The organism is Mesorhizobium sp. CU3, assembly GCF_006442965.1.
Classification (GTDB): domain Bacteria; phylum Pseudomonadota; class Alphaproteobacteria; order Rhizobiales; family Rhizobiaceae; genus Mesorhizobium.
Window position 1 is genome coordinate 403,301 of record NZ_VFWX01000002.1, and the last position, 23,719, is coordinate 427,019.

The following is a 23,719-nucleotide window of genomic DNA, read 5'->3' on the forward strand; positions in this document are numbered from 1 at the left end:
TATAATGGTGGCAGCCGGGCATCGACAAGGCGACGACAAAGCTGTTGTCCTTGCCTATTGTTCACGCCGCTTGCGGGATGGAAATGGGCGATTTTCACCCAAAAGGTCGTGGTCCGTTCAACTCGTTCCGCCTTTGAGCGGGACTACGGGAGACGCCTTTATGGATGCCGTCATCAAGAAAATCATGCCCCCGTCCGACTACATGGATAAGCCGGTCACCGACCGGCCAAGCGAGACCGAGGTCGAAGCCGCGGTTCGTGTCCTGCTGCGCTGGACCGGCGACAATCCCGATCGCGAAGGCCTGATCGATACGCCGAAGCGCGTCACCAAAGCCTTCCGCGAGATGTTCAACGGCTACGACATGTGCCCCGCCGACGAGCTTGGCCGCACCTTCGAGGAAGTCGCCGGCTATGACGACCTCGTCATTGTCAGGGATATCCAGTTCCATTCGCATTGCGAGCACCACATGGTGCCGATCATCGGCAAGGCGCATGTCGGCTATCTGCCGGACGGCAAGGTCGTCGGCCTGTCCAAGATCGCCCGCGTCGTCGACATCTTTGCGCATCGCCTGCAGACGCAGGAAGCGATGACGGCGCAGATCGCCGGCGTCATCCAGGACGTGCTCAATCCGCGCGGCGTCGCCGTCATGCTTGAGGCCGAGCATATGTGCATGGCCATGCGCGGCATCCGTAAGCAAGGCTCGACCACGCTGACGTCGACCTTCACCGGCGTCTTCAAGGACACCCCGGAAGAGCAGGTCCGCTTCGTCACCATGGTGCGCGCCGGCGGCTGATTCCGGCCGTCGCCGGTCAAACAGATAAGGACCGGCGATGTCGGCAGTTGAGTTTCCAAAAGCCCCGTCAGACAAAAAAGCGCTGGAGGAAGGCACTGTCCTTTCTCCGCGCTTCGACGCCGCCGGGCTCGTCACCGTCGTCGTCACCGATGCCGGCGACGGCATGCTTTTGATGGTTGCGCATATGAACGCCGAGGCGCTGGCGCTAACGCTCGAAACTGGCATCGCCCACTACTGGTCGCGCTCCCGCAACGCGCTTTGGAAGAAGGGCGAGACCTCCGGCAATTTTCAGCACGTCGTCGAGATGCGCACGGATTGCGACCAGGACGCGCTTTGGCTTCAAGTCAAAGTGTTGGGCCACGACGCAACTTGTCACACCGGCCGGCGTTCCTGCTTTTATCGGACAGTGGGGCTGAACGACGGCAAGGCGACGCTTGCCGACGATGGCAGCAAGCCGCTGTTCGATGCGGACCAAACGTATCGGAAGCCTCTGTGAACCGTTCAATATTCACAAGCCACTCATATTCACTATTCTCAAACGACCTTGGGGTACAAGGGATATGGGACAAGGGAGATCGTGATGCTCGAATGGGCGTCATTGCGCAGCAGAGCTGACGTTCGGGAGGCCAATGGCCCCGCATCGTCCGGCGGCGTGCCCGATCAGAAGCCGGGAAGGAAGCCGGGTATCTCGCTGGCGCTCGGCGGCGGCTGCGCCCGCGGCTGGGCCCATATCGGCGTGCTGCGCGCGCTCGACGAAGCCGGCATCGAAGTATCGATGATCGCCGGAACCTCGATCGGCGCGCTGGTTGGCGGTTGTTACCTGGCCGGCAAGCTCGACGAGCTGGAGGAGTTCGCCCGCAGCCTCACCAAGCGCCGCATCTTCGGCCTGCTCGATCTCAACCTGCGCGGCAGCGGCCTGTTCGGCGGCCTGAAGCTCGACCAGCGTCTGCGCGAGCATCTCGACGGCGCCCGCTTCGAGGATCTGTCGAAACCATTCGTCGCGGTCGCTTCCGAAATTCGCACCGGCCATGAGATCTGGCTGTCGAGCGGCTCGCTGGTCACCGCCATGCGCGCCTCCTATGCGCTGCCCGGCGTCTTCGAACCTGTTGCCTGCAACGGCCGCGTGCTGGTCGACGGCGCGCTGGTAAATCCGGTGCCGGTCTCGGTCTGCCGCGCCTACGAACAGCCGCTGGTCGTAGCCGTCAACCTGCATTACGACCTGTTCGGACGCGCCGCCGTCATCAAGCACAGCGCCGGCGAGCTGGTTATCGAGAACGACGCGCCACGCCCCGGCCAAGTCAATCCGCAATCGCACCAGACGCGCCTCGGCATCACCGGCGTGATGGTCGAGGCCTTCAACATCATCCAGGACCGGATCTCGCGCGCCAGGCTGGCCGGCGATCCGCCGGATATGTCGCTGCAGCCCAAGCTCAGCCATATCGGCCTGACGGAATTCCACCGCGCCGACGAGGCCATCAGCCTCGGCTATCAGGCGACCAAAGCGCAGATCAGCGAACTGACCCGGCTGCAGTCCGTGCTGGTGTGAATTCCGGTACGGCACCGCGCCAAGGTGTGTTGAGATTCAGGTCAGGCCGAGTCGGAGTCGAAGACGGGCGCGAAGCGACCAAACTGGGCGGTTTCCGAAAACCGGAGCGGAGCGCACTTAACTCAGAGTACATGAGACCACCTGCCTACGCCGGTCGTGCCCTTAACTGCCACGCCGCTGTCATCAATGACGCTCCGATTGCCCCTCTTGAAGTCGCTTCGTCGACGCAATGATCCGCTTGGTTAAGTAGATCAACTATTTCTGAGTTGCGAGATTCAACTTGGTAAGAAGCTGGTCGATTGAATTAAGTTTCACTTTTTCAAGTTGATTTTTGGCATTTGTGGCTTTCCCAGCACTCGTTTTTGGTGGGTGGCTCTCGTCGGGCTGCGGAGCGAAACCAAAAGTCAGCTTATCGGTATTTGTTCTCCCCAACGTGGCCAACCCACCGGGGCCCTTGAAATGAGTCAAAGTCCAGGTTGGTCCAAAGGCATTTACATTCTGGACAACTTCAAAGTTCACATATCCTCCAAATTCTCCATCCTTCTGCCCAGCACTGGTATCTCGATTTGGCGTTGAGAAGCCAAGATCGACCAGGGTTTTCAAGCCCAGGTCTCCGGCCAGGAGTGTATTGTGATCAGGGCAATCTCCAAATCTGGGGTTGATTCTCCACTGCTGGTGCATCTGCTGGAAGGAAAATAGCAAGTCTTCCGAAAATTCTTGGGTTCTGGTTTGACTTGCTTTAAATCCGGCATCAAGTCCAAATAATGCAGATTGCGTATAGGCTAATGTTGGCGCGAGCTCTCCGGTATCTTCTACATCGAGCGTCATTGTTACGGCTACTTTATAGTTGCCGGATAAAAGCTCTTTTTTATGAATATAATTATCTTTCGGGTCGCTGTGATCTTTAACGAGGTTCATCAATTCGCATGTAATTCTCTGGGCAATGCTGAACGCAGTAGGCCCGTGCGAATTCTTGGGAACATCGAAATCTGGCGCCGCGCAAGCCTGAAGCATTAGTGGGGCGCCAGCTATGAGCGTGGCTATAACGCCGAAATTTCGCACGGCCATTTTCCTCCAAAGGTGGCATGCATCCCAGTTCGATTGCCCCAGGGCTGCTTTTTGTATGTCTTTGTTGCCCAATTATTAGATTAGACACACCTCTCGCCGGCAGTAAAATTCGCGAAGCCGCGTTTATCTGGATCGGGATTGTTCCGCATTATTGCATCCATCTGGAGGCAAACGCTCTGATGGGTCTGTTCACAGTATGGATCGCCGTTGTCTGGACTCACCCAGCAAGCTCCAATGGGTTCATTGTTAAGTGCAGTCTCAAGAAGCTGCGCATGTGCAATTCTCTTTGCTTTCTTGAGAGTCATTTGAATTTGCCGTTTGGTCGTCATCAGTAATCCTTTGAGCCAACCTGTGTTGGTCAAAAAAGAGGCCTTGTTTCAGTCCATCTCAAATCGAAGAAAGAGATCGAAGGAGTTTCTGACCGTCGGGAACTCCCCAACCCGACGCAGCGTCGAATCCTGCAATAGCGGCATAGCCCTTGCCCGGCAGGGGGTGAGAAGCGTTTTGTCCGACGAGGATGTCTCGACAGCCGCCTTGACCAAGGGGATTCCCATTCGCTCCCGGGCCATACAGTAGTGGGGTAAGGAACCTTTGCCGCTTTGAAGCCGGGAGGGCTCCCGCCATGCGGGCAATTAGCGCCGCCCAAAGCGGGGCTGAAGCGCTTGTCCCCCCGTTCCAACGCATGCCTCCGGGGAGAATTAGCGAGTAGAATGGAGGTCCTGCTAGGGCTGACACGTCGGGTATTACACGCCCATCAATGCCCCCGGCGTTCAAAGAGTTGATTTTGACAGTTTGCCAAGAAGGCCTGGGAAATCTGGTGCTCACGCCTCCGCCTCCTGCTCCTCCACCTTTCCCGGTCCTGCGGCCCGGTGCCTCCCACCAAACTACTTCGTCTTTGCCGTTGAGCATCGTGCCACCGACGGCGAGTACGAACGGACTAACAGCGGGGAAGTCTACATGTGCACCAGGAGCGGATGACCCATCTCCAGAGCCGTCGTCGCCCGACGATACACAGATCGTAATGCCCAACATCGCTGCAGCCTGAAGTCCCTCGGAGATGGCCGAAATTCCGCCTTCGGACCAATCGCTCGAATCCTCTGGGCTCCCCCAGCTGATTGAAAGACTTACGGGAACAGAAGGGCTTCCTTGGGCGACTTGATCAAGGAGATCGACCCAGCCCTTTTCATCGAAGCTGGCGAAGTAGACGACGACGTCGGCACCCGGACAAAGCGCGGCCACAATTTCTATGTCCATCATAACCTCGCCGGAGAGATCGGCGGAAAGTTGCTGCTGGCTGGGATCTAGGGCTTTTAGTTGCGCCTCCGTCAGTGGGGCTACGTTTACTGGAACGATCTTTATGTTCGGGGTAGCACGCCCCTCCTGCCTGCAAAATGCGGTGACCTCCTCGGGAAAGTAAGTCGGCGGCACCATTTGATTATTTTCGTCGGGTACCGCAAATTCCGCGATGGCCACCGTCTGGCCGGAGGCGCTGCCAGGGGGGAAGTTATATCGCTGTTCCAGGTCGCTCGCGGTCAATGGACCGATGGTTTTGACTTGCTTCGCCGCAGCTTTGCGTTGGATTGATTTCCGATTTGCCATTTGCCGCTGGTCGAGACCGAGTACCGCTGTCACAACTCCATTTAGTTGCGAAGGGACTTGGATCGTTCCTTCGCGCCCCAAATACTCTCCCTGTCTGGCGGTATGGTAGATACCAATGTTCGGCCGAAAGGCGGCTTCGACTGCCGATGCGGGTCCACTCACCTGCATGCTTCGGCCACCGTTGAGGATGACATCGACTTTCAGGCCGAAGGACGACAATGTCTTTTCAGCGAGTTGTACATCGGAAGGAGAAGCCCCGTATCGATCGGAAAACTCCGCAGGGGATAGGGGCCTGGCTGGCAGTTCGTTTACACCAGGCAGCTTAGGCGCCCGCAGTTTAAGGGTAAGGGTTATGAGTCTTTGAGGGTCGACGTCATGCAACCTGATTGCGCCATTTCTGGCAGGCCTGCGACTTCCTGGGAGAACTATATGACTTACTACCAACGCCCCCTCCTTAACCGTTGGATTTATTTTCCTTTTAAAATGCCCGCTATATTCATCTGGGCGAGAGCTCAGATGGTCCTTAACATTTTGCAAAAAGTGTTTTACGATGAATTTTTATTCTCTCATGTATTAGAAATATTGCAACTCATGAACGATCTGGCGAAGCGTGCTGCGAATCAAATTTCTGTGAGGTTTGGCATCAACTGCGAACTAGGCCGAATCAAGTGCGACTTGAGGGCTGCAGCTCAAGAGCTGTTGGTTCGTGTTCACGCCAAATCCCGTTGACGTTAGAACCAAATAATTCAGCTCAACGCCGCATCGCTGATGCGAAACTGCACTGTACGGTTGCCGTTCCAGTAGTTGCCCGACAGCGAGCCGGCGACATGCACGGTCTTGCCGCGGTTCCTGAACAGGAACTCGCCGAGCGGCGTGTCGACGGCGCGGAAGGCGATCGCCTGGATCTTGCCGCCGCTCTGCGACTGCAGGTCGACGCGGATATGGTTGGTGCCGATGGCACGCGCATCGGCGAGCCTGTGGCGCGGCAGCACGAACACCGGCGCGATATGCCCGGCGCCGAAAGGGCCGGCCTTCTCGAGCGAATCGAGCAGCGAAAGCGTCGCGCCCTCGGCAGCTAGGGCGCCGTCGACCGCCAGGCTTTCTTCATTCTGCAGCCGGAACACGTCCGCCGCGGCGCGCTCCTCGAAGAAGGCGCGCAACTCGCCCAGTTTGGCACGCTCGACGGTGATGCCAGCGGCCATGGCATGACCGCCACCCTTGACGATCAGCCCGGCCGAGGCCGCCTCGCGCACCAGCCGTCCGAGATCGAAGCCGGTGACCGAACGCCCCGAACCGGTGCCGAGGCCGGTCGAGTTGAAGGCGATGGCAAAAGCCGGACGGCGCGCATAGTCCTTCAGCCGTGAGGCGATCAGCCCGACGATGCCCGGATGCCAGTTGTGGCTGGCGGTGACGATGACGGCCGGGCCACTGCCGCCGGCAAGCTCGGCGTCGGCCTCGGCGCGCGCCTGCGCCAGCATCTCCTGCTCCATCTGCTGGCGCTCCTGGTTGAGCCGGTCGAGCGTCTCGGCGATGCCTGCCGCCTCGACCGGATCGTCGGTGGCCAAAAGCCGGCTGCCGAGTGCTGCATCGCCGATGCGGCCGCCGGCATTGATGCGCGGCCCGATCAGGAAGGAGAGATGGAAGGTGTTGATCGGCTCGCCGATGCGCGAGACCCGCGCCAATGCGGCCAGCCCCTCATTCTTGAGCTGGCGTAGCACCTGCAGGCCCTTGACGACGAAGGCGCGGTTGACGCCGGTGAGCGGCACCACATCGCAGACCGTCGCCAGCGCCACCAGGTCGAGCAGCGAAAGCAGATCGACGGGTGCTGCATCGGGCAGCCTTTCGCGCAGTACCTTCGCCGTCTGCACCAGGCACAGGAACACGACGCCGGCGGCGCAAAGATGCCCCTGCCCCGACAGATCGTCCTCGCGGTTGGGATTGACCACCGCGTCCGCCAGCGGCAGCGGACCGCCGACCTGGTGATGGTCGAGCACCACGACATCGGCGCCGGCTTCCCTGGCCGCGTCGACCGAGGCCGCGCTGTTGGTGCCGCAGTCGACGGTGACGATCAGCCTGGCGCCGCGCGAGATCAGCTCGCGCATCGCGTCCGGATTGGGTCCGTAGCCCTCGAAGATGCGGTCCGGGATGTAGATTTCCGACGGAACCGAAAAATGCGCGAGAAAGCGCTTGATGAGCGCAGACGAGGCAGCGCCGTCGACGTCATAATCGCCGAAGATCGCCACTTTCTCCCCGGCGACGATCGCGTCGGCCAGCCTTGCCGCGGCTTTCTCCATGTCGGTCAGCGACGCCGGGTTCGGCAAAAGCTCGCGGATCGTCGGATCGAGGAAGCGTTCGGCTTGATCCGCGCTGACGCCACGCCCGGCAAGCACCCGCGCTACGATATCCGGCACGCCGTGACCCTGAGCGATGGCTAGTGCCGCCATGTCCTGCCGCTCGGTCAGCCGGTGTTCCCAGGAAACACCGGTCGCCGATTGCCTGACATCGAGGAAGAGGCGCTTTTCGCCGTTCAACTACGCTTTCCGCTTTTCAGCCTGGCGGCGGAGCCATTCGTCCGCCGCATCGCCCATGGTCTTTTCCGTACCATCCTTGAGCCAGGCCATGAAAGGGCGGTCGAACCGGAATGCACTGCCACATTCGCGCGTCAGAAAGCGGCGCACGTTCTGAGTGTAGCGGTAGCTTTTGGTGATTGGAGTCGCGCGCGAAATCGGATCCGCGTGCCAGTCGAACGCCTTCATCGTCAGATCCCTGCCGCCAGCATCGGCGACAGGGATGGCTAACAATTGCGGGCGGGCCTCGCAAGCGCCTCTAAAACTTTTCCAGATCCTGGTGCCTGGCCTTGATTTCGCGCACCGTGCGCGAGGACGAGCGTAGGACTATGGTGTGGGTGGTTATGAAGGTACGGCCGAACTTCACGCCATCGAGCAAATTGCCGTCAGTGACGCCGGTCGCGGCGAACAGCACGTCGCCGCGCGCCATATCCTCTACGCGATAGACGCGCTTCGGATCGGCAATGCCCATCTTGGCCGCCCGCGCCACCTTTTCCGGCGTGTCGAGGATCAGCCGTCCCTGCATCTGACCACCGGTGCAGCGCAGCGCCGCCGCTGCCAGCACTCCCTCCGGCGCACCGCCGGTGCCGAGATAGATGTCGATGCCGGTCTCGTCCGGATCGGTGGTGTGGATGACGCCGGCGACATCGCCGTCACCGATCAGCCGGATCGCAGCACCTGTGGCGCGCACAGCGTCGATGAGCCTGGCATGACGCGGCCGGTCGAGGATGCAGGCGGTGATGTCGGAGACGGCCACGCCCTTGGCCTTGGCCAGGTTGGCGATGTTCTCGGCCGGCGAGGCATCGATGTCGATCAGGCCCTCCGGATAGCCCGGGCCGATGGCGATCTTGTCCATGTAGACATCCGGCGCGAACAGCAGGCTGCCCTTCTCGGCGATGGCGATGACGGCAAGCGCGTTGGGCAGGTTCTTGGCGCAGATCGTCGTGCCTTCGAGCGGATCGAGCGCGATGTCGACCGCCGGGCCTTTGCCGGTGCCGACCTCCTCGCCGATATAGAGCATCGGCGCCTCGTCGCGCTCGCCCTCGCCGATCACCACCGTGCCCTTGATGGCGAGCCGGTTGAGCTCCTGGCGCATGGCGTCGACCGCGACTTGGTCGGCCGCCTTCTCATCGCCGCGCCCGCGCAGCCTGGCGGCCGCGACCGCCGCGCGCTCGGTGACGCGCACGACCTCCATGGTCAGGATCCGGTCGAGGCCGGGGGCGATGTCTTGGGCGATGTTCATGGATGACGCATTCCTCGTTGTCACGAGAGCGGGTCAGGTCCGAACCGCTCTATTTTGCTTCGAGCAATCCGGGAGAACCGGAGTTGCTTCTGCCTTCCGCCAAAGGCGAAACCCTTCTGGCAAAGCTCCATGACAACGGCAAGACTTGCCCGGCCAATTTTTGAAACCGAAGCAAAATCAATCGATTAAAGGTGGAAAAGTTCGGGCGGCTACTCCGCCCGTTCGATGCGGATCACCTGCGCCTTGTCGGTCAGATGACCGTCCTTGGTGATGCCTTCGACGGCCTTGCGCACCGCAGCTTCCGTCGTCTCGTGGGTGACGAGGATGACCGTCTTCTGCGCTTGCGTCTCGGGGCCTGCCGCCTGCTGGACAATCGATTCCAGCGAGATGTCGTTGTCGGCCATGCGCTTGGCGATCGCGGCGAAGACGCCGATGCGGTCATGCACGGTGAGCCGGATGAAATAGCCGCCGGCATGGCTGCGCATCTGCGCCTTCTTGTAGGGCTTCAACTCCTTCGCCGGCCAGCCGAACACCGGCCCATGCTGGAAGCCCGGGCGGCTCTTGGCGATGTCGGCGATATCGCCGATCACCGCCGACGCCGTGGCATTGCCGCCGGCGCCAGGGCCGGAAAGCAGCAACTCGCCTAGGATGTCGGTCTCGATCGCCACCGCGTTGATGACGCCATGCACCTGCGCGATGACCGAGGCCGTCGGCACCATGGTCGGGTGCACGCGCTGCTCGATCCCGCTTTCGGTGCGCTGCGCGACGCCGAGTAGCTTGATGCGATAGCCGAGATCGGCTGCGGCGCGGATATCGGCCTGGGTGATGTTGGAGATGCCTTCCATATAGATGTCGTTGGCGGCGATCTTGGTGCCGAAGGCCAGGCTGGTCAGGATCGACAGCTTGTGCGCCGTGTCGTGGCCCTCGATGTCGAAGGTCGGATCGGCCTCGGCATAGCCCAGCCGTTGCGCGTCCTTGAGGCAGGCGTCGAAGGAGATGCCTTCGGCCTCCATGCGGGTCAGGATGTAGTTGCAGGTGCCGTTGAGGATGCCGAAGACGCGGGTCACCGCGTTGCCGGCCATAGCCTCGCGCATCGTCTTGATGACCGGGATGCCACCGGCGACCGCCGCTTCATAGTTGAGCAGCACGCCCTTCCTCTCGGCGATCTCGGCAAGCGCCACGCCGTGTTTGGCGAGCAGCGCCTTGTTGGCGGTGACGACATGCCGGCCCGCCTCTAGCGCTGCCTTCACCGACTGCCGCGCCGGCCCCTCGTCGCCGCCGATCAGCTCGACGAAGACATCGATGTCGGCCTTTTCGGCCATCTTGACCGGATCGTCGAACCATTTGGCGGCGCTGAGATCGACGCCGCGGTCGCGCTTGGCATCGCGGGCCGAAACCGCCGCCACGACGATGTCGCGGCCGCATTGCCGGGTCAGCTCGGCCGCCTTGTCGCGCAGCACGCGCGCCACCGAGGCCCCGACGGTGCCCAAGCCGGCAATTCCAACACGCAATGCTTCAGCCATGTCCGGCGACGCCCCTCAAAACGTAAGTCGATGAAAATGTCAGGCGAGCTCAGCGGCGAGACGCGAGCGGCACCACGTTGTTCGGCTGCTTGGCGGTCGACGCCAGGAACTTCTTGATGTTGCGCGCCGCCTGGCGGATGCGATGCTCGTTCTCGACCAGCGCCACGCGCACATAGTCGTCGCCATGCTCACCGAAGCCGACGCCCGGCGCCACCGCGACATCGGCATGCTCGATGAGCAGCTTGGAGAACTCCAGCGAGCCGAGATGACGGAACTGCTCCGGGATCGGCGCCCAGGCGAACATCGAGGCCGCGGGCGCCGGAATGGGCCAGCCGGCGCGGCTGAAGGAATCGACCATCACGTCGCGACGCTTGTGGTAGACCTCGCGCACCTCGGCAATGTCGGCGCCGTCGCCGTTCAGCGCATGCGCGGCCGCCACCTGGATGGGCGTGAAGGCGCCGTAGTCGAGGTAGGATTTCACCCTGGTCAGCGCCGCGATCAGCCGCTCGTTGCCGACGGCGAAGCCCATGCGCCATCCCGGCATCGAGAAGGTCTTCGACATCGAGGTGAATTCGACGCAGACGTCGATCGCGCCTGGAACCTGCAGCACCGAAGGCGGCGGGTTACCGTCGAAATAGATCTCCGAATAGGCAAGGTCGGACAGGATGATGATGTCGTTCTTCTTCGCGAAGGCGACCACGTCCTTATAGAAGTCGAGCGAGGCGACCAGCGCCGTCGGGTTCGACGGATAGTTGAGGATCAGCGCCAGCGGCTTCGGGATCGAATGGCGAATGCCGCGCTCGACCGCCGGAATGAAACCGTCATCGGGCTCGACCTGCAGCGAACGGATGACGCCGCCCGACATGATGAAGCCGAAGGCGTGGATCGGATAGGTCGGGTTCGGGCACAGGATGACATCGCCGGGCGCGGTGATCGCCTGCGCCATATTGGCGAAGCCTTCCTTCGAGCCGAGCGTCGCCACCACCTGGGTGTCGGGATTGAGCTTCACGCCGAAGCGGCGCTGGTAATAGGCGGCCTGGGCGCGGCGCAAGCCCGGAATGCCGCGCGATGAGGAATAGCGATGCGTGCGCGGGTCGCGCACCACTTCGCACAATTTGTCGACGATGGCCTTCGGCGTCGGCAGGTCCGGATTGCCCATGCCAAGGTCGATGATGTCGGCGCCGCGCGAGCGGGCGCTGGCCTTCAGCCGGTTGACCTGCTCGAAGACATAGGGCGGAAGCCGGCGGACCTTGTGAAATTCTTCCATTTCAGTTCCAGACGATCAAAAAGGGGGCGCTTTCGGCGCGCGATATAAACCTAATTGCAGTTAGGGTCGAGGGTCGGGTCGCATTTGCCTTCGATCTGCTTCAGCGTGTCGGAGCCATGCGTCTTGGCCAGCGTGTTGAGCGCGGTCGCATTGGACGGCGCGGCCACCTTGCCGCCCTTGGCAGCCTGCGCCTGCTCCTCGGCCTTGAGCTGGGCGAGATTGGCGGCGGTCTCCTCCTTGGTGAGCTGCTTGGCGGCCACCGGCGGGGGAACGTTGAGATTGGGGTAGGACCCGGTGTCCTTCGGCCCCTCGGTCACGCCTACCGGGGTCGTGTTGCTCTGGCTGGTGCTCGTGCAGCCCGCGGCCGGCAGCAGAATACCGGCCAGCCCAACCACCAACGCCATGCGGCAAATCGAACCCGGCTTGAGAAAAAAAGCCCCGCCAACATTAATCGTCATATTGTTTTCCTGGCAGCCGGGTTACAGCGAATTGGACCCGGTCAGATGTCCCATGGTAATATGTCAAGAAAACGCCCCGGGAGGAACCCCGCGAACCATGTCCAAACCTGCCGATTCGGACAAAGCGGAAAATGGCGGACCTTCGGCCATCGAGCAATATCTGGTGAAGGATCCTGAGCGCTTCGCCTTGAATATGGCGCGCATGATCGAGCAGGCCGGCAAGGCGGCGTCCGCCTGGAGCGAGCCGCGCGAGAAGGGCGAGGTGCGCGACCATGTCGCCGAGCCTGTCGTCGACATGGTCAAGACCTTCTCGAAACTCTCGGAATACTGGCTGGGCGATCCGCAGCGCGCGCTGGAAGCGCAGACGCGGCTGTTCGCCGGCTATATGACGGTGTGGGCAAACGCCATCCAGAAGGTCAACCCGAACGCCGAGGCGCCTGACGACGCGGTCAAGCCCGAGCGCGGCGACAAGCGCTTCCAGGATCCCGAATGGGGCCGCAACGCCTTCTTCGACTTCCTCAAGCAGGCCTATCTCGTCACCTCGCGCTGGGCGGGCGAACTTGTCGAGCATGCGGAGGGGCTGGACGAGCACACCCGCCACAAGGCGAGCTTCTACGTCAAGCAGGTGTCCAACGCGATCGCGCCGTCGAATTTCATCCTGACCAATCCGGAATTGTTCCGCGAGACGGTCGCCTCGAATGGCGAGAACCTGGTGCGCGGCATGAAGATGCTGGCCGAGGACATCGCCGCCGGCCGCGGCGACCTGAAGCTGCGCCAGGCCGACTATTCGCCCTTCGAGATCGGCAAGAACATCGCCACCACGCCCGGCAAGGTCATCGGCCGCAGCGATGTCGCCGAGATCATCCAGTACGATCCGATGACGGAAACGGTGCTGAAGCGGCCGCTGCTCATCTGCCCGCCATGGATCAACAAATTCTACATCCTCGACCTCAACCCGCAGAAATCCTTCATCCGCTGGGCTATCGAGCAGGGCCACAGCGTCTTCGTCATCTCCTGGATCAACCCCGACGAGCGCCACGGTGCGAAGGGCTGGGAGGCTTATATACGCGAGGGCCTGCAATTCGGCCTCGACATGGTCGAGAAGGCGACCGGCGAGAAGGAGGTCAACGCCATCGGATACTGCGTCGGCGGCACGCTGCTGGGCGCCGCACTCGCGCTTCTGGCGCAGGAGGGCGACCACCGCATCAAATCGGCGACCTTCTTCACCACGCAGGTCGATTTCACCTATGCCGGCGACCTGAAGGTCTTCGTCGACGAAGACCAGGTCGCGGCCGTCGAGCGCTCGATGAGCGAGAAGGGCTATCTCGACGGCACCAAGATGGCGACCGCCTTCAACATGCTGCGCTCGGGCGACCTGATCTGGCCTTACGTCATCAACAATTATATGCGCGGCAAGGAGCCCCTGCCCTTCGACCTGCTCTACTGGAATTCCGATTCCACTCGCATGGCGGCGGCCAACCACTCCTTCTACCTGCGCAACTGCTATCTGGAGAATAATCTCTCGCGCGGCGTGATGGAGCTCGCCGGGCGGACCGTATCGTTGGCCGACATCACCATCCCGGTCTACAACCTGGCCACGAAGGAAGACCACATCGCGCCGGCGCTTTCGGTGTTCGTCGGCTCGCAATATTTCGGCGGCGACGTCGAATATGTGATGGCGGGATCCGGCCACATCGCCGGCGTCGTCAATCCGCCGGCGGCGAAGAAGTACCAGTACTGGACCGGCGGCAAGCCGGTCGGCGATTTCAACGCCTGGCTTGCTGCGGCGCATGAGCACCAGGGCTCCTGGTGGACGCACTGGCAGCACTGGATCGAGAGCCAGGACAACATGCATGTGCCGGCCCGAAAACCCGGCAAGCGTATGAAAACCTTGGGGGATGCGCCGGGCACCTATGTCAAGGTGCGCGTGTAACAGACTGTAATGTCTGGTGAGTTGACGACCCGCCAAAACAGGGCGAAATGGTGACGTCAATCGTTTGGCGGCCTCAAATCGGCGTTCGAAGCAGAATAATTCCGAGGCTTGCAGATTAGACACATATCCCGTTTCCGGTTGGGAACAGGAGGGTTATCGCGGCGCGGCGCTGGAGTGGCGAAACGATAACGAACCGACCGGATACCGAGGGGGAATTTGTTTTGAAATCAGAGGGTTGGCGTCCGACACGAGGGCAAAGTCGCAGCATTGCTGCAGCGCTTTTCTCCGTGCTTTTGGCCTCCTGCACCTCGACCGGCGACCCCACCATGGCGGTCGTCTCGCCAGCCTACAATTCGACCGCCACCGAGATGAGCGCGACTGCCGGCGCCAAGACCGCAACCGCGGCCGATTCGGCAGTGCCGGCGGCATCGGCCACCCCGGAAGCGGCCACGACCGTGATGAGCGAAGGCGACAAGCCGCTGCCCGAAAAGGTCGCCTATGTGCCGGAGACGCGGCCGCAAGCCGCCTTCCCCGCCGTCGCCGTGCCGGCGGGCGCCGACACGATCGCCGGCAACACGCCGCAACCGCTGGTTCAGCAGACGCAGACGGTGGATGAAACGCAGGCGGTTGCCAAGCAGGTCGCCGCCGGCGATGCCGCCGCTGTCACGGCGAAAGCACAGGCCCAGGCCGCGCCCGTCTTGAACAACGGCGTCTATGTGACGGCCGGCGACCCGGCGCAGCCGCAGATCGCCGCGCCGAAGAAGGGCCTGTTTGCCTCGCTGTTCAGCACCACGCCGGCCTCGGCCGCCCCCGCGCCGCTGATCAATTCCCGCACAAGTGCCCAGCCGGCCAAAACCGCCGCAGCACCGGCGCCGGCCAAGCCGATCGTCGAGCTGGCCTCGGCGACGCCGTCGGCAAAGCCGGTGCAGCTCGCCTCGCTGGGCGACGACGGCGGCACCCACATAACCGGCGCCGACGCCCTGCCCGGCGTGCGCCAGACGGCGCTGTTCGAGATCAAGCGAAAGTCCGGCATCGACGACGAGAGCGACGTCGACCTCAACGAGGACGAAGGCGGCGGCTCCTACCAGGTGGCGTCCGCCGCCGGCATGGCGCGGCTCGCCCCCAACGGCCTGCTGAGGCAGAACGAAAGCGTCGACGTCGCCTGCCTGAAGCCGTCGCTGGTGCGCGTGCTCAAGACGATCGAGGGCCATTTCGGCCGCAAGATGATCGTCACCTCCGGCTACCGCGACCCGTCACGCAACCGCCGCGCCAACGGCGCCAAGAACTCGCTGCACATGTATTGCGCCGCCGCCGACATCCAGGTGCCCGGCGTCTCCAAATGGGATCTGGCGAACTATGTCCGCTCGATGCCCGGCCGCGGCGGAGTCGGCACCTACTGTCACACCGAATCCGTCCATGTCGACGTCGGCCCCGAGCGCGACTGGAACTGGCGCTGCCGCGGACGCAATGTCGGCGGCGACGGCTGATCTTCTCGGCTTGGTCCGTGCATGACCGGGTTGATTGGCTGAAAGCCGATCAACCCACGTTGCTTCAACAAGCCGTCAGGACGTTCGCGATGAGCCGAACCCCTCCGAACTTCGTCATCCACGGGCGGAGCGGGAGCGAAGCGGATGCGCAGACCCGAGGATCCATTCCGTGACTTCGACCGTAGGATGCAGCGGCGCAGATTCTGCACCGTTGCAACGCTCATAGGTAACGGAATGGATTCCAGGGTCTGCGCCGCGTCGCTTCGCTCCTTGCTCCGCCCTGGAATGACGACCGCGAGAGGCGTTCCAGCCAATCTCCAAGGATGCATTCACCAGGTGACGGCACCCACCGTGCGTCGGACCGCCGAGGAGGCGCCCTTTCCCGCTCTTGAAAAAAGTTGTCGCTTGTTGCGGCAGATGGGTTGCCGGTTGGCAACAACGCAATTATAAGCCGCTTCGTCTGAGCGCGCCCATCGTCTAGCGGTTAGGACACCGCCCTTTCACGGCGGTAACAGGGGTTCGATTCCCCTTGGGCGTACCACCGGCTTTTCGGACCTCCCCGAAGGAGCACCGGGCCAAGTTTCACAGCACGAATTCCGATCAAGCGTCTCCCAACCCCTTTTTGAGCCCGCCCGCAAGCGAATCGGGGAGATTTGGCAGAACCCGCGCACCGTTATAAGTCGTGGTGATGACCGATAGAAATGCCTTGCCCTGTGGCTTGCCACGCCGGTTGTTCCGAGTTCCCCAGCAATCAGTTGGCAACCCCCTTCTTCATCAGCAACGACCACCCGCCACCCCTCGAATGCTTCCGCGCGAGGCTATCGCGGGTATCCCGGGGACACCGGTCGCCAGTTCAGTCGTTGAACCCTGGATGCTTCCATCAATCCACTTGGCTGATTCTTCGCGTGTGATTGGAGTGGCTCGCGCTTCAAGGATCCACACGCCGCTTCCCAACAGAAAGAGGAACACGACATAGGTAGAACCCCAAAATGCAACCGACCATCCAACTAAGAAAAAGAAGACCATCGCAAGAATAAATCCTGTCCGATAGTCAACGAGTTTCTCATCAAGATCTTTCTTTAGAGCCACTGCAACGACAATCAGAAAGAAGGCCAACATCAAAAAAATGGGTGCCGGAAGACCCCAGTGAACCGCCTGGACAAGGAAAAAATTGTCTATGCTCGCCGCGGGCATCCAAGCCGGACGCTCCCAGTCGTTCATCCCCAAGCCAAATATCGGGTGGTTCGCAACATTTTCCGTGCCGTACTGCCATATCAGCCTTCGATACCAATACGATGCTGGGTCAAAAATAAAGAAGGATGTTAAAATGGTCAGCGCCGATCGGTTAGCGAAGCTTTGCAGCGCGACGAACAGACATACCAGCAAACCGATCAATATCTTCCATCGACTTCCGAGGCTTCGCAGCAGTCCGTTCCACGAGAGCAGAGCGGTCATGGCGACAACGCCGCCTATAGGCCCTGCGGACAACGACGTTAACGCTACCGACGTGACTATCCCGTCTTTGAGGAAGCGCTGAAATAGGCTTTTCTGGTAACCCAGAACCAGATGAACCAGTGCAAGACTACTGCCGACATATACCCCGAATAGGATTGAGTGTTCGAAGACAGACTGTACTCGTGCAAACCCTGACCGGTATTCGTGAGAGTAGCTAGGCCCCGTCGACACGATCATCCCAAACATTTCGCGCAAGACGTTCTGGCCGCTGACGCACTCGACGAAGGCGAATGGCATCAGGAATAGGACGGTCCCAAACAGCAGTTTGACAGCGTTATGGAAATCGTCCGCGTCCCGAATGTAGCAACGCGCCAGCAGGTAAGCGCCGAAGGCCTCGAGGAATCCGATTCCGCCAGTTTGGACCGCGATTGCCCAGCCGTGATTGACGACCAGACTGAGCGTCGGCCACAACGCACACAGAAGCAATGAGATGTCCGCAAGTCTTATCCGCCCAGCCTTGCCTGTGATCCATGCGACCACACAGGGCACCAGCATCGCCAGTAGCACGAAGCGGTAGAGCGACAAGCGGAGCGGCCCCACGGAGATTATCCAAGGCACGACAAGCGCAGCGATAAACAAGAACACTGGCCAGGAACTCTGCTTCCGCTTGGCCTGAACCGATCCGGCCGCGTCCCGGAGCGAAGCGCCCGCATTGACATTCTCAACCTCAGTTGAGAACGGCCGCGAAAGAAGCCCCGGAGCGGAACGGCTGAAGCCTTGGCCCGTCATCCCGTTCTCGAACGCAAAAAGTTCGCCCGACCGTCCCGCGAAGCGCCCCCGCCGATCCCACTGGCTATTTCTCATCCAAGCCGCCTCGTCAGAAGAACTCCGCCCGCGGACAAACCTCAGGGCAGATCATGCGCAGCTTTTCAAATCTCGACCCTGTTGGGGAGATATTCCCTCGACTGAAAAGACCGCTCCTTATTGGGTAGGGTAGGAACCATATCGACACAGCTCAAAGACCGGCAGCGCCAGCCCAGCTTCCGGATTCGCCACCGGGCCTAGGAGCTCCAGCGTCAGTACCACGACGGCCGCTCTACGGCCTTGCCTGCAGGCAGATCTGTCGACGTTTCCCAACTTGTTGAGAAATTGACAGGGATAGATCTCGTGTAAGCTTACAGCGGAAGAGGTAGCGCAAAACGTATCGTACTAGCGTCCGACCGGCTAACTCTTGCTATGTTGATAGCAGCCACAAACATGCGCATCGTAGCCTTTCGCTTCATCGATTGTCCTGCACGGAAACAGTCACGGCTCGTCATCCTTCGCGAGGAGACCGGCGATCAGACGATGGTGAGGCGAGCGAGGTAAGGAAGCGCTCAGATCTGGTGGAGCAAATGGTTGTAACAAGGCGAACGGTCATTCAGGGAATTCCGGTTGTCGTGGGAATTCCGTTTGTCATGCTGGATACCCGCCAAAGCAGCGGCGCTGCCGCGGCCTCATGGCCGGACTCTTCGAGCACTGGCACCAACGGGGCACTGATCGCCGTTCCCGGAGCGGCAACATCAGGTCCGGGTTGGGTATGGGACAGCGTCGACCATTACATCAAAGTCACGGGCGCTGGCGTTACCCTCAGCAATCTCGACAGCAGCGGCTCAATTTGGGTCTTGGCTGACAAAGTGAATATATCGAACTGCCGCGTAACCTGTGCCGACATGTACGGCATCTATTCTCAGGCGAACGACACAACCGTTGTCAACTGCCAGGTGGTTGGTCCCGGCGGTGCCGCCGGCGCAGCCATGAGCGGCATCGTCAGCTCGAACGCGAACGGCTTCACCGTCCGCCGCTGCGAGGTCAGTGGTGTGACGAATGGGCTGTTCCTGAGTGGGCTGAACGCCGTCATCGAGGACAACTACATCCACGACCTTGTGTCCGAAGATGTCTTCGGGGACCCGGACGCCGAGAATGCTCCGCATACGGATGGATGCCAGTTGTGCGGCGGAGAATGCGACGGCACCGTCATCCGGCACAACAACATCATATCTCCAGCGATATCGACGTCCGCAATCATCATGGGGGCAGGAACGAACATCAAGGTAGACAACAACCGTCTGCGCGGCGGTTCCTATACGCTCTATACTTGGAGTGACCGTTCCAACTCTTACACAAACAATCGGCTCGCGGGCGGTCACTACGGACTCGCAACGAGCAATGACGACAGCCGGAAAGCGACATTCACCGGCAACGTCAATGACGATACCGGCGCGCCGGTCGGCTTGACATAGGGTATCAAGAGGTTCGCGAGACCACCTAATGCGCGTCGCCCAGAAGTGTGTCGCGGTTCTGGGACAACATCAAAACAAAGACTTAAAGCGCATCGCCTGATCGCGGTTCAGCGCGACGCGCCTTAACGGCCGCCCCAGATCGCGGCGTCAGTAGTATGCCCCCTCGCACTCAGTCGAGTGCCGCGAGGTCGATGATACTGCCAACGGAGTTCGGAACAGGAGCAGTCGTTGTCCCGCCCGGGAACAAACTGCGCAACGCTCCGACCGGGTCGCTGCCGGAACCAAACGCCAACCGGCAGGTCGGGGTCACGCGGGCATTGACTTCGATCAGATGCGCGGCACCCTCGACATCGAGAATGAAGTCTATCCCGACGAGTCCCGTCAAATGCAGCTGTTCCATGATCTTGGTCGAGGCGGCAACAATTCCAGGATGGTCGATCACGCGTACGATCCTGGCCGGGCCGTTTTTGTACCGGGTCTCCAAAACCTCCACGGCCACTGCCGCCAACACTCTTCCGTCCTTGACCGCGAGGGCAACGTTGGCATCTCGCCCCGCCACGTAGGCCTGGGCATTTATGCAGGGCCTGTGGCGATTCCACAGGTTCCGCAGGCCGTTGGGATTCCCATTGACGATGGCGCGTTTTATGATGCCGAGCGGGCTCGGACCACGCGCGAGGCGCCGCCATGCACGGACGGCTCCGGGGCGGTCGTTGACGATAGCCACTCCTCTGCCGCCCCAACTTCCGTCCGTTTTTAGCACGACCGGAAATCCGTGTTCTTCGATCCATTTGTCGAGCTCGGCAAGGGTGTCGACACGTCGCATCGGCGGTGCATCGACTCCAGCCGCGCGCGCGATATCGATCATTTCCGAGCGAGAGATGTCAGATCCTGCGCCGCCGATGCTCCGAACCATGTCCAAGGCCGGCTCATCACAGGGAAGGACCAGATCCGGATCGCTGCGCTCGACCAGAGACTTCAGCGTTCGCTCAGGGTGCAGCCATGGCAGGTGATGCAATACCGGATTTGACTGGCGACGCATGGGATGCCGCCGCGGACAGAGCGCAGCTACCCGAAAGCCGGCACGAGTGAGCGATGCGGCAAGACCTGCGGTTGCCGGCCATCGAAAAGTAGTGATGATGAGAGCAAGCGGCGGCTGCCCGCCTTCTCCTTGCGCCAAGTGCCTGTCGACCGCGCGTCCCAGGAGTGTGAGCGATTTTGGATCGCGCACGAGGTCGAGGTGATCGCCGGCGATATCTTCGACGACGAGTTTCATGCTTATCGGCCGCCAGAGATCTGACGGTCGGCAGCCAAACATCGTCGTGTCGGCAGCCTCGACGAGTGCGAGCGAGCTCGGATAGAGCGAAGGAGCGTAGGCGCGCAACGCGGCGGAGTTGGCAGCAGCAATTGTCGATTCGGCGGGCGTGCCAAGTACTGGTGGCAATGCCTGCCATCTCGACAAGAACCGTTGCGCTAGCCGCCCGGCTCGGAAAGCAAATTCTCTCAGGGCCATGGCCGGCGGCTGCCGGCGGATTTGAGCGATGTGGGCTCCGGTCCTGCGTGCTTGCCCGATCCACCACGCCTTAGCAGGCCAGAACTTCTGATCGTAAAATGCATCGATCAGGATCGGCGGTTCCAAGCACTCACCCGCCCGCCTCAACTGCCGTGCCACTTCCACGGCAACGATAGCCCCGAATGAATAACCGACCAGCCGATACGGGCCATGCGGCTGGATGCTGCGCAAGGCAGCGACAGCATAACTTGCCTGGCGATCAACAGCTTCTGCGCTTTGGCCCTCGGGCAAGTAGGAAAGGCCGAAAATACGTCCGGGTGTGGTGAGCCGTTCAGCCAAAGGTGCGAGTTCGCTCGCCTCGCCCCCCGCACCTGGAAAGAGGAACACGAACTTGTCGCCTGCGCCATCGCGCAAGAGTTCTAACGGCAACACTGCCGTTCGGGCTCTGTCGGCTGTCGACGTTGGGCCATCTTCAAATTCGAGAGTGGCGGTGTCATTCATGATCGGATTGCTTGTGGCACCGTGGCGCCTGCTACGAGCGTATGCCGGCTCCCCCGGGTCTTCTCCAAATGCCTGCTAATCCGTCGAGCCGCATAGTCCGCGCCTGCAACAAAACGCATCAAGGGGCCGAAACTCCCGGCAGCGGTCAATCCCGTCGCATAGAGGCCGACAACCGATGTCTCGAAATACCGCGACAGGATCGGCACGCCTTCCGAATGCCGGATGGCTTGTCGTAATTTCTGGTCGAGAAAATGCAGGCGCTCGACTTGAGGCCAATAGCCTGTCGCGGCGATCACATGCTCGACCTCGAGGCTCTTCGACGATCCGGATTCGTCACGCAGCTTTAGACGGATACGATCGCCGGCTACTCCAGCTTCTTCAAGCTGTTGTGCGACGAAGATGTTGGCTCCACCGAGCACCTTGTCGCGAAGATACCATGCTGATCGGGGGCCCAGGTGGCGATGCAGGATGGCGAGCCGCAAGCGGTCCGGCAAATGACGGTATGCCTGCGGCATACTGGATGCAAAACGCGATCGCCAACCCGGACCCAGCGGGGACTTGGGGTTCGCCAACTGGCTCAGCAGTGTCGGCCGGCGTCCGCTTGGCTCCGAATTGAAACGAATGCTGCCCGCACGCGCGACGATCGTCGTGGTAGCCCCCACGTCAATCAAGGCCGCGGCCAAATCGATCGCGGATGCGCCCGCTCCCAAGATGGCGACGCTGCGCCCAGCGAACCGGTCCACACGGCTGCAGTCGGCGCTATGACTGACCAACGAAGCAGGCAGGTCCATCAATTGTTTCGGCATCACTTTGAAGTGCGTTACGCCCACCGCCAAGACGACGCGTCGGGCGAGGAAAGTTTGGCCTTCTCCAACCGTCAGTTTGAACCCGTCGCCCCATTGCTCGACATGCTGGACGTCCGCGGTCTCGAGATAGGGCACAAACCGTCGCTGAAATTCCTGCCCATAAGCAACGAAAGTCTGAAGTGATACCGGGTGGTCGGTATCGTGGTAGGGAATGCCTCTATCCCGGCAAAACTCGGCCAAGCTCGCGCCGGGAGCCGGCGCCGACAGGTTGGACGCAAAGCCGTCGGATTTAAGCTTCATGCCGGCCGGCATGGTATCGGTCCAAGTCTGAAGCGGCCGTCCGAAGATCCGAACACTGCGATCGCTCGCGCCAATATTTGCGGCGGCGGACAGACCATACGGGCCTGCCCCTATAACGGCGACATCTATGCTCGACTGGCCGACTACCGTCATTTCTCACCCCCGCCCGTGAAGACCCTGGTGAACGCGACGCACCGGTCGATTCCGCCCTCAACGGATCATGTCATGTTCCGACATCATCGCTGCAAGTTGGCGTCCGAAACAGTGAGCGAGTGCTACATCGTTAGTTTGTGTGATGTACCACCGATGGCTATAAGCGCTCTGTCGAGGCCTGAAGTGTTGAGGTTGTTCTGCCACTTCGGCAGCGAAAATTTCGAACTGCTCAGTGATCCACAGCTCTGGATTGTAGGCGTCAAAGACTGGCGGCGACGTGGACTTGGCAATTCTATAAGGATCGACATTGAGCGCAGCCTGAATGGGCCACTAGGTCGATGCCTGGACCCTGGTCGTTAAAGACGTCGGCTGACGATGCCCGCGGCCGAGAGACCTTCGTCGCCAAATTCGGTCGGCGCTTCATCCTTGGAGGCAGAGACCCGCCGTTAACGCCGTTTACGCTCTACTGCGTGCCGGTGCCAACCCGAAGGTGTAGGTTCCTCCCGGTTCTCATCCGTGGAGGCAGGCATGAACTTGCTGCGGAGTGCGTTTCTATGCGCGGCGCTCATCGGTCTGGCCGGCGCCTCGGCCGTGCGCGCCGACGATCAGCCGGCCCAGCAGAATGGTCAGGCGACGAAGCAACCATCGCCGGCAATTCATTGCGAAGGTGAAAACTGCTTGCCGCCCGCGGAAGACCCGGTCCTAGACTGCAAGGGCGCGGATTGCACGCCCGCTCCGCCGACGGATCAGACGCCTTCCCCGGAGATCCAGAAGGTCAAGTAGGCGTCAGCAAGGCGTCGGAGCGACCGCGAAAGCCGAAAGCGAACCGACTGCCTGTCACTCCGGAACCATCGGCGACGGCTCCTCGCAGCGATAGACCATGCACTGACCGTCGCTGGCCGGGACATAGTCGACCATCGGCACGGAAGGAGCATCGCACTCATGGCCGAATTGCCGGACATAGCGATCATAGGTGTTCGGCCCGGTGCTCAGCACTGCAGCGTGCTGGTTCTTGATCAGCGCCTGGGTCTCAGCGCAGGTCATCTTGCGCGTGTCGGGCCGGGCGTCGGCGAAATTGCCGGCGGCAATCACCATCGCTGCCGCGCAAAACATGATCCTGTACATGGGAGGGCATCCTCGCAAAAAACATCGCATCGCCGAATTTCGCACCCCGTGACGCAGCCGCGCAACGATCGCGCTGTCACAATTGAGCGAGCGAGCAAGGACG

Annotated in this window: 20 protein-coding genes and 1 tRNA gene; 9 read left to right on the plus strand and 12 right to left on the minus strand. The window is 61.2% G+C overall.

The features are described from left to right. The first annotated feature begins 160 nt into the window (after window positions 1-160). The 3 genes from folE (at window position 161) to FJ988_RS05395 (ending at window position 2,339) form a co-directional block, all read left to right on the plus strand. Window positions 161-793 (plus strand): GTP cyclohydrolase I FolE, encoded by a 633-nt coding sequence (gene folE / locus FJ988_RS05385; protein ID WP_140815722.1) that lies wholly within the window; start codon window positions 161-163, stop codon window positions 791-793. A 37-nt stretch (window positions 794-830) separates the two neighbouring features. Beyond that, window positions 831-1,289 carry a phosphoribosyl-AMP cyclohydrolase gene (hisI, locus tag FJ988_RS05390; protein ID WP_140815723.1) on the plus strand — a complete coding sequence of 153 codons (459 nt, stop codon included), beginning with the start codon at window positions 831-833 and terminating at the stop codon, window positions 1,287-1,289. Between the two features lie 84 nt (window positions 1,290-1,373). Next, on the plus strand, window positions 1,374-2,339 hold the full coding sequence (locus tag FJ988_RS05395; RefSeq protein WP_140815724.1) for a patatin family protein: 966 nt from the start codon (window positions 1,374-1,376) through the stop codon (window positions 2,337-2,339). A gap of 255 nt (window positions 2,340-2,594) precedes the next feature. Here FJ988_RS05395 and FJ988_RS05400 read toward each other — a convergent pair whose 3' ends face one another. Further along, complete coding sequence (locus FJ988_RS05400; protein WP_140825017.1) at window positions 2,595-3,401, minus strand: hypothetical protein; 807 nt, start codon at window positions 3,399-3,401, stop codon at window positions 2,595-2,597. A 393-nt stretch (window positions 3,402-3,794) separates the two neighbouring features. Further along, on the minus strand, window positions 3,795-5,543 hold the full coding sequence (locus tag FJ988_RS05405) for a S53 family peptidase (RefSeq protein ID WP_348644473.1): 1,749 nt from the start codon (window positions 5,541-5,543) through the stop codon (window positions 3,795-3,797). On the opposite strand from FJ988_RS05405, the gene FJ988_RS05410 reads away from it, so the two are divergent. Further along, window positions 5,436-5,735: a hypothetical protein gene (locus FJ988_RS05410; protein WP_140815727.1), complete on the plus strand. Its 300-nt coding sequence runs from the start codon at window positions 5,436-5,438 to the stop codon at window positions 5,733-5,735. The genes FJ988_RS05405 and FJ988_RS05410 overlap by 108 nt on opposite strands. 17 nt (window positions 5,736-5,752) lie before the next feature. Here the strand turns inward: FJ988_RS05410 and recJ are convergent, their stop codons facing one another. The 6 genes from recJ to FJ988_RS05440 form a co-directional block, all read right to left on the minus strand. After that, window positions 5,753-7,537: a single-stranded-DNA-specific exonuclease RecJ gene (gene recJ / locus FJ988_RS05415; protein ID WP_140815728.1), complete on the minus strand. Its 1,785-nt coding sequence runs from the start codon at window positions 7,535-7,537 to the stop codon at window positions 5,753-5,755. Continuing rightward, window positions 7,538-7,762 carry a DUF6434 domain-containing protein gene (locus tag FJ988_RS05420; RefSeq protein WP_140815729.1) on the minus strand — a complete coding sequence of 75 codons (225 nt, stop codon included), beginning with the start codon at window positions 7,760-7,762 and terminating at the stop codon, window positions 7,538-7,540. Between the two features lie 70 nt (window positions 7,763-7,832). Then, entirely contained in the window at window positions 7,833-8,816 is a 984-nt protein-coding gene (gene glpX / locus FJ988_RS05425) for a class II fructose-bisphosphatase (protein ID WP_140815730.1), read from the minus strand. 209 nt (window positions 8,817-9,025) lie between these two features. Beyond that, window positions 9,026-10,339, minus strand: coding sequence for a homoserine dehydrogenase (locus tag FJ988_RS05430; RefSeq protein ID WP_140815731.1), 1,314 nt, complete (start codon window positions 10,337-10,339; stop codon window positions 9,026-9,028). Window positions 10,340-10,388: 49 nt separating this feature from the next. After that, a complete protein-coding gene (locus FJ988_RS05435) occupies window positions 10,389-11,606 on the minus strand; it encodes an LL-diaminopimelate aminotransferase (protein WP_140815732.1) in 1,218 nt (405 codons plus the stop codon). 50 nt (window positions 11,607-11,656) lie between these two features. Then, a complete protein-coding gene (locus FJ988_RS05440; protein WP_246688434.1) occupies window positions 11,657-12,010 on the minus strand; it encodes a hypothetical protein in 354 nt (117 codons plus the stop codon). Between the two features lie 151 nt (window positions 12,011-12,161). On the opposite strand from FJ988_RS05440, the gene phaC reads away from it, so the two are divergent. The 3 genes from phaC to FJ988_RS05455 all read left to right on the plus strand — a co-directional run bounded on the left by phaC (window position 12,162) and on the right by FJ988_RS05455 (window position 16,025). Next, complete coding sequence (phaC, locus tag FJ988_RS05445) at window positions 12,162-13,997, plus strand: class I poly(R)-hydroxyalkanoic acid synthase (RefSeq protein WP_140815733.1); 1,836 nt, start codon at window positions 12,162-12,164, stop codon at window positions 13,995-13,997. A 326-nt stretch (window positions 13,998-14,323) separates the two neighbouring features. Continuing rightward, window positions 14,324-15,484 (plus strand): YcbK family protein, encoded by a 1,161-nt coding sequence (locus tag FJ988_RS05450; protein ID WP_181183437.1) that lies wholly within the window; start codon window positions 14,324-14,326, stop codon window positions 15,482-15,484. 466 nt (window positions 15,485-15,950) lie between these two features. Then, window positions 15,951-16,025 (plus strand) — tRNA-Glu (locus tag FJ988_RS05455). Window positions 16,026-16,258: 233 nt separating this feature from the next. Here FJ988_RS05455 and FJ988_RS05460 read toward each other — a convergent pair. Continuing rightward, on the minus strand, window positions 16,259-17,803 hold the full coding sequence (locus FJ988_RS05460) for a hypothetical protein (RefSeq protein ID WP_140815735.1): 1,545 nt from the start codon (window positions 17,801-17,803) through the stop codon (window positions 16,259-16,261). Window positions 17,804-18,396: 593 nt separating this feature from the next. Between FJ988_RS05460 and FJ988_RS05465 the strand changes: the two genes are divergently transcribed. Beyond that, complete coding sequence (locus FJ988_RS05465) at window positions 18,397-19,221, plus strand: right-handed parallel beta-helix repeat-containing protein (RefSeq protein WP_181183424.1); 825 nt, start codon at window positions 18,397-18,399, stop codon at window positions 19,219-19,221. Between the two features lie 169 nt (window positions 19,222-19,390). Here the strand turns inward: FJ988_RS05465 and FJ988_RS05470 are convergent, their stop codons facing one another. Further along, window positions 19,391-21,232 (minus strand): thioesterase domain-containing protein, encoded by a 1,842-nt coding sequence (locus FJ988_RS05470; RefSeq protein ID WP_140815737.1) that lies wholly within the window; start codon window positions 21,230-21,232, stop codon window positions 19,391-19,393. Continuing rightward, window positions 21,229-22,491 carry an FAD-dependent oxidoreductase gene (locus tag FJ988_RS05475; RefSeq protein ID WP_140815738.1) on the minus strand — a complete coding sequence of 421 codons (1,263 nt, stop codon included), beginning with the start codon at window positions 22,489-22,491 and terminating at the stop codon, window positions 21,229-21,231. The genes FJ988_RS05470 and FJ988_RS05475 overlap by 4 nt, the downstream gene beginning before the upstream one ends. 528 nt (window positions 22,492-23,019) lie before the next feature. On the opposite strand from FJ988_RS05475, the gene FJ988_RS05480 reads away from it, so the two are divergent. Further along, window positions 23,020-23,274, plus strand: coding sequence for a hypothetical protein (locus tag FJ988_RS05480; RefSeq protein WP_140815739.1), 255 nt, complete (start codon window positions 23,020-23,022; stop codon window positions 23,272-23,274). Between the two features lie 54 nt (window positions 23,275-23,328). Here FJ988_RS05480 and FJ988_RS05485 read toward each other — a convergent pair whose 3' ends face one another. Further along, on the minus strand, window positions 23,329-23,616 hold the full coding sequence (locus FJ988_RS05485; protein WP_140815740.1) for a hypothetical protein: 288 nt from the start codon (window positions 23,614-23,616) through the stop codon (window positions 23,329-23,331). Window positions 23,617-23,719 lie beyond the last annotated feature (103 nt).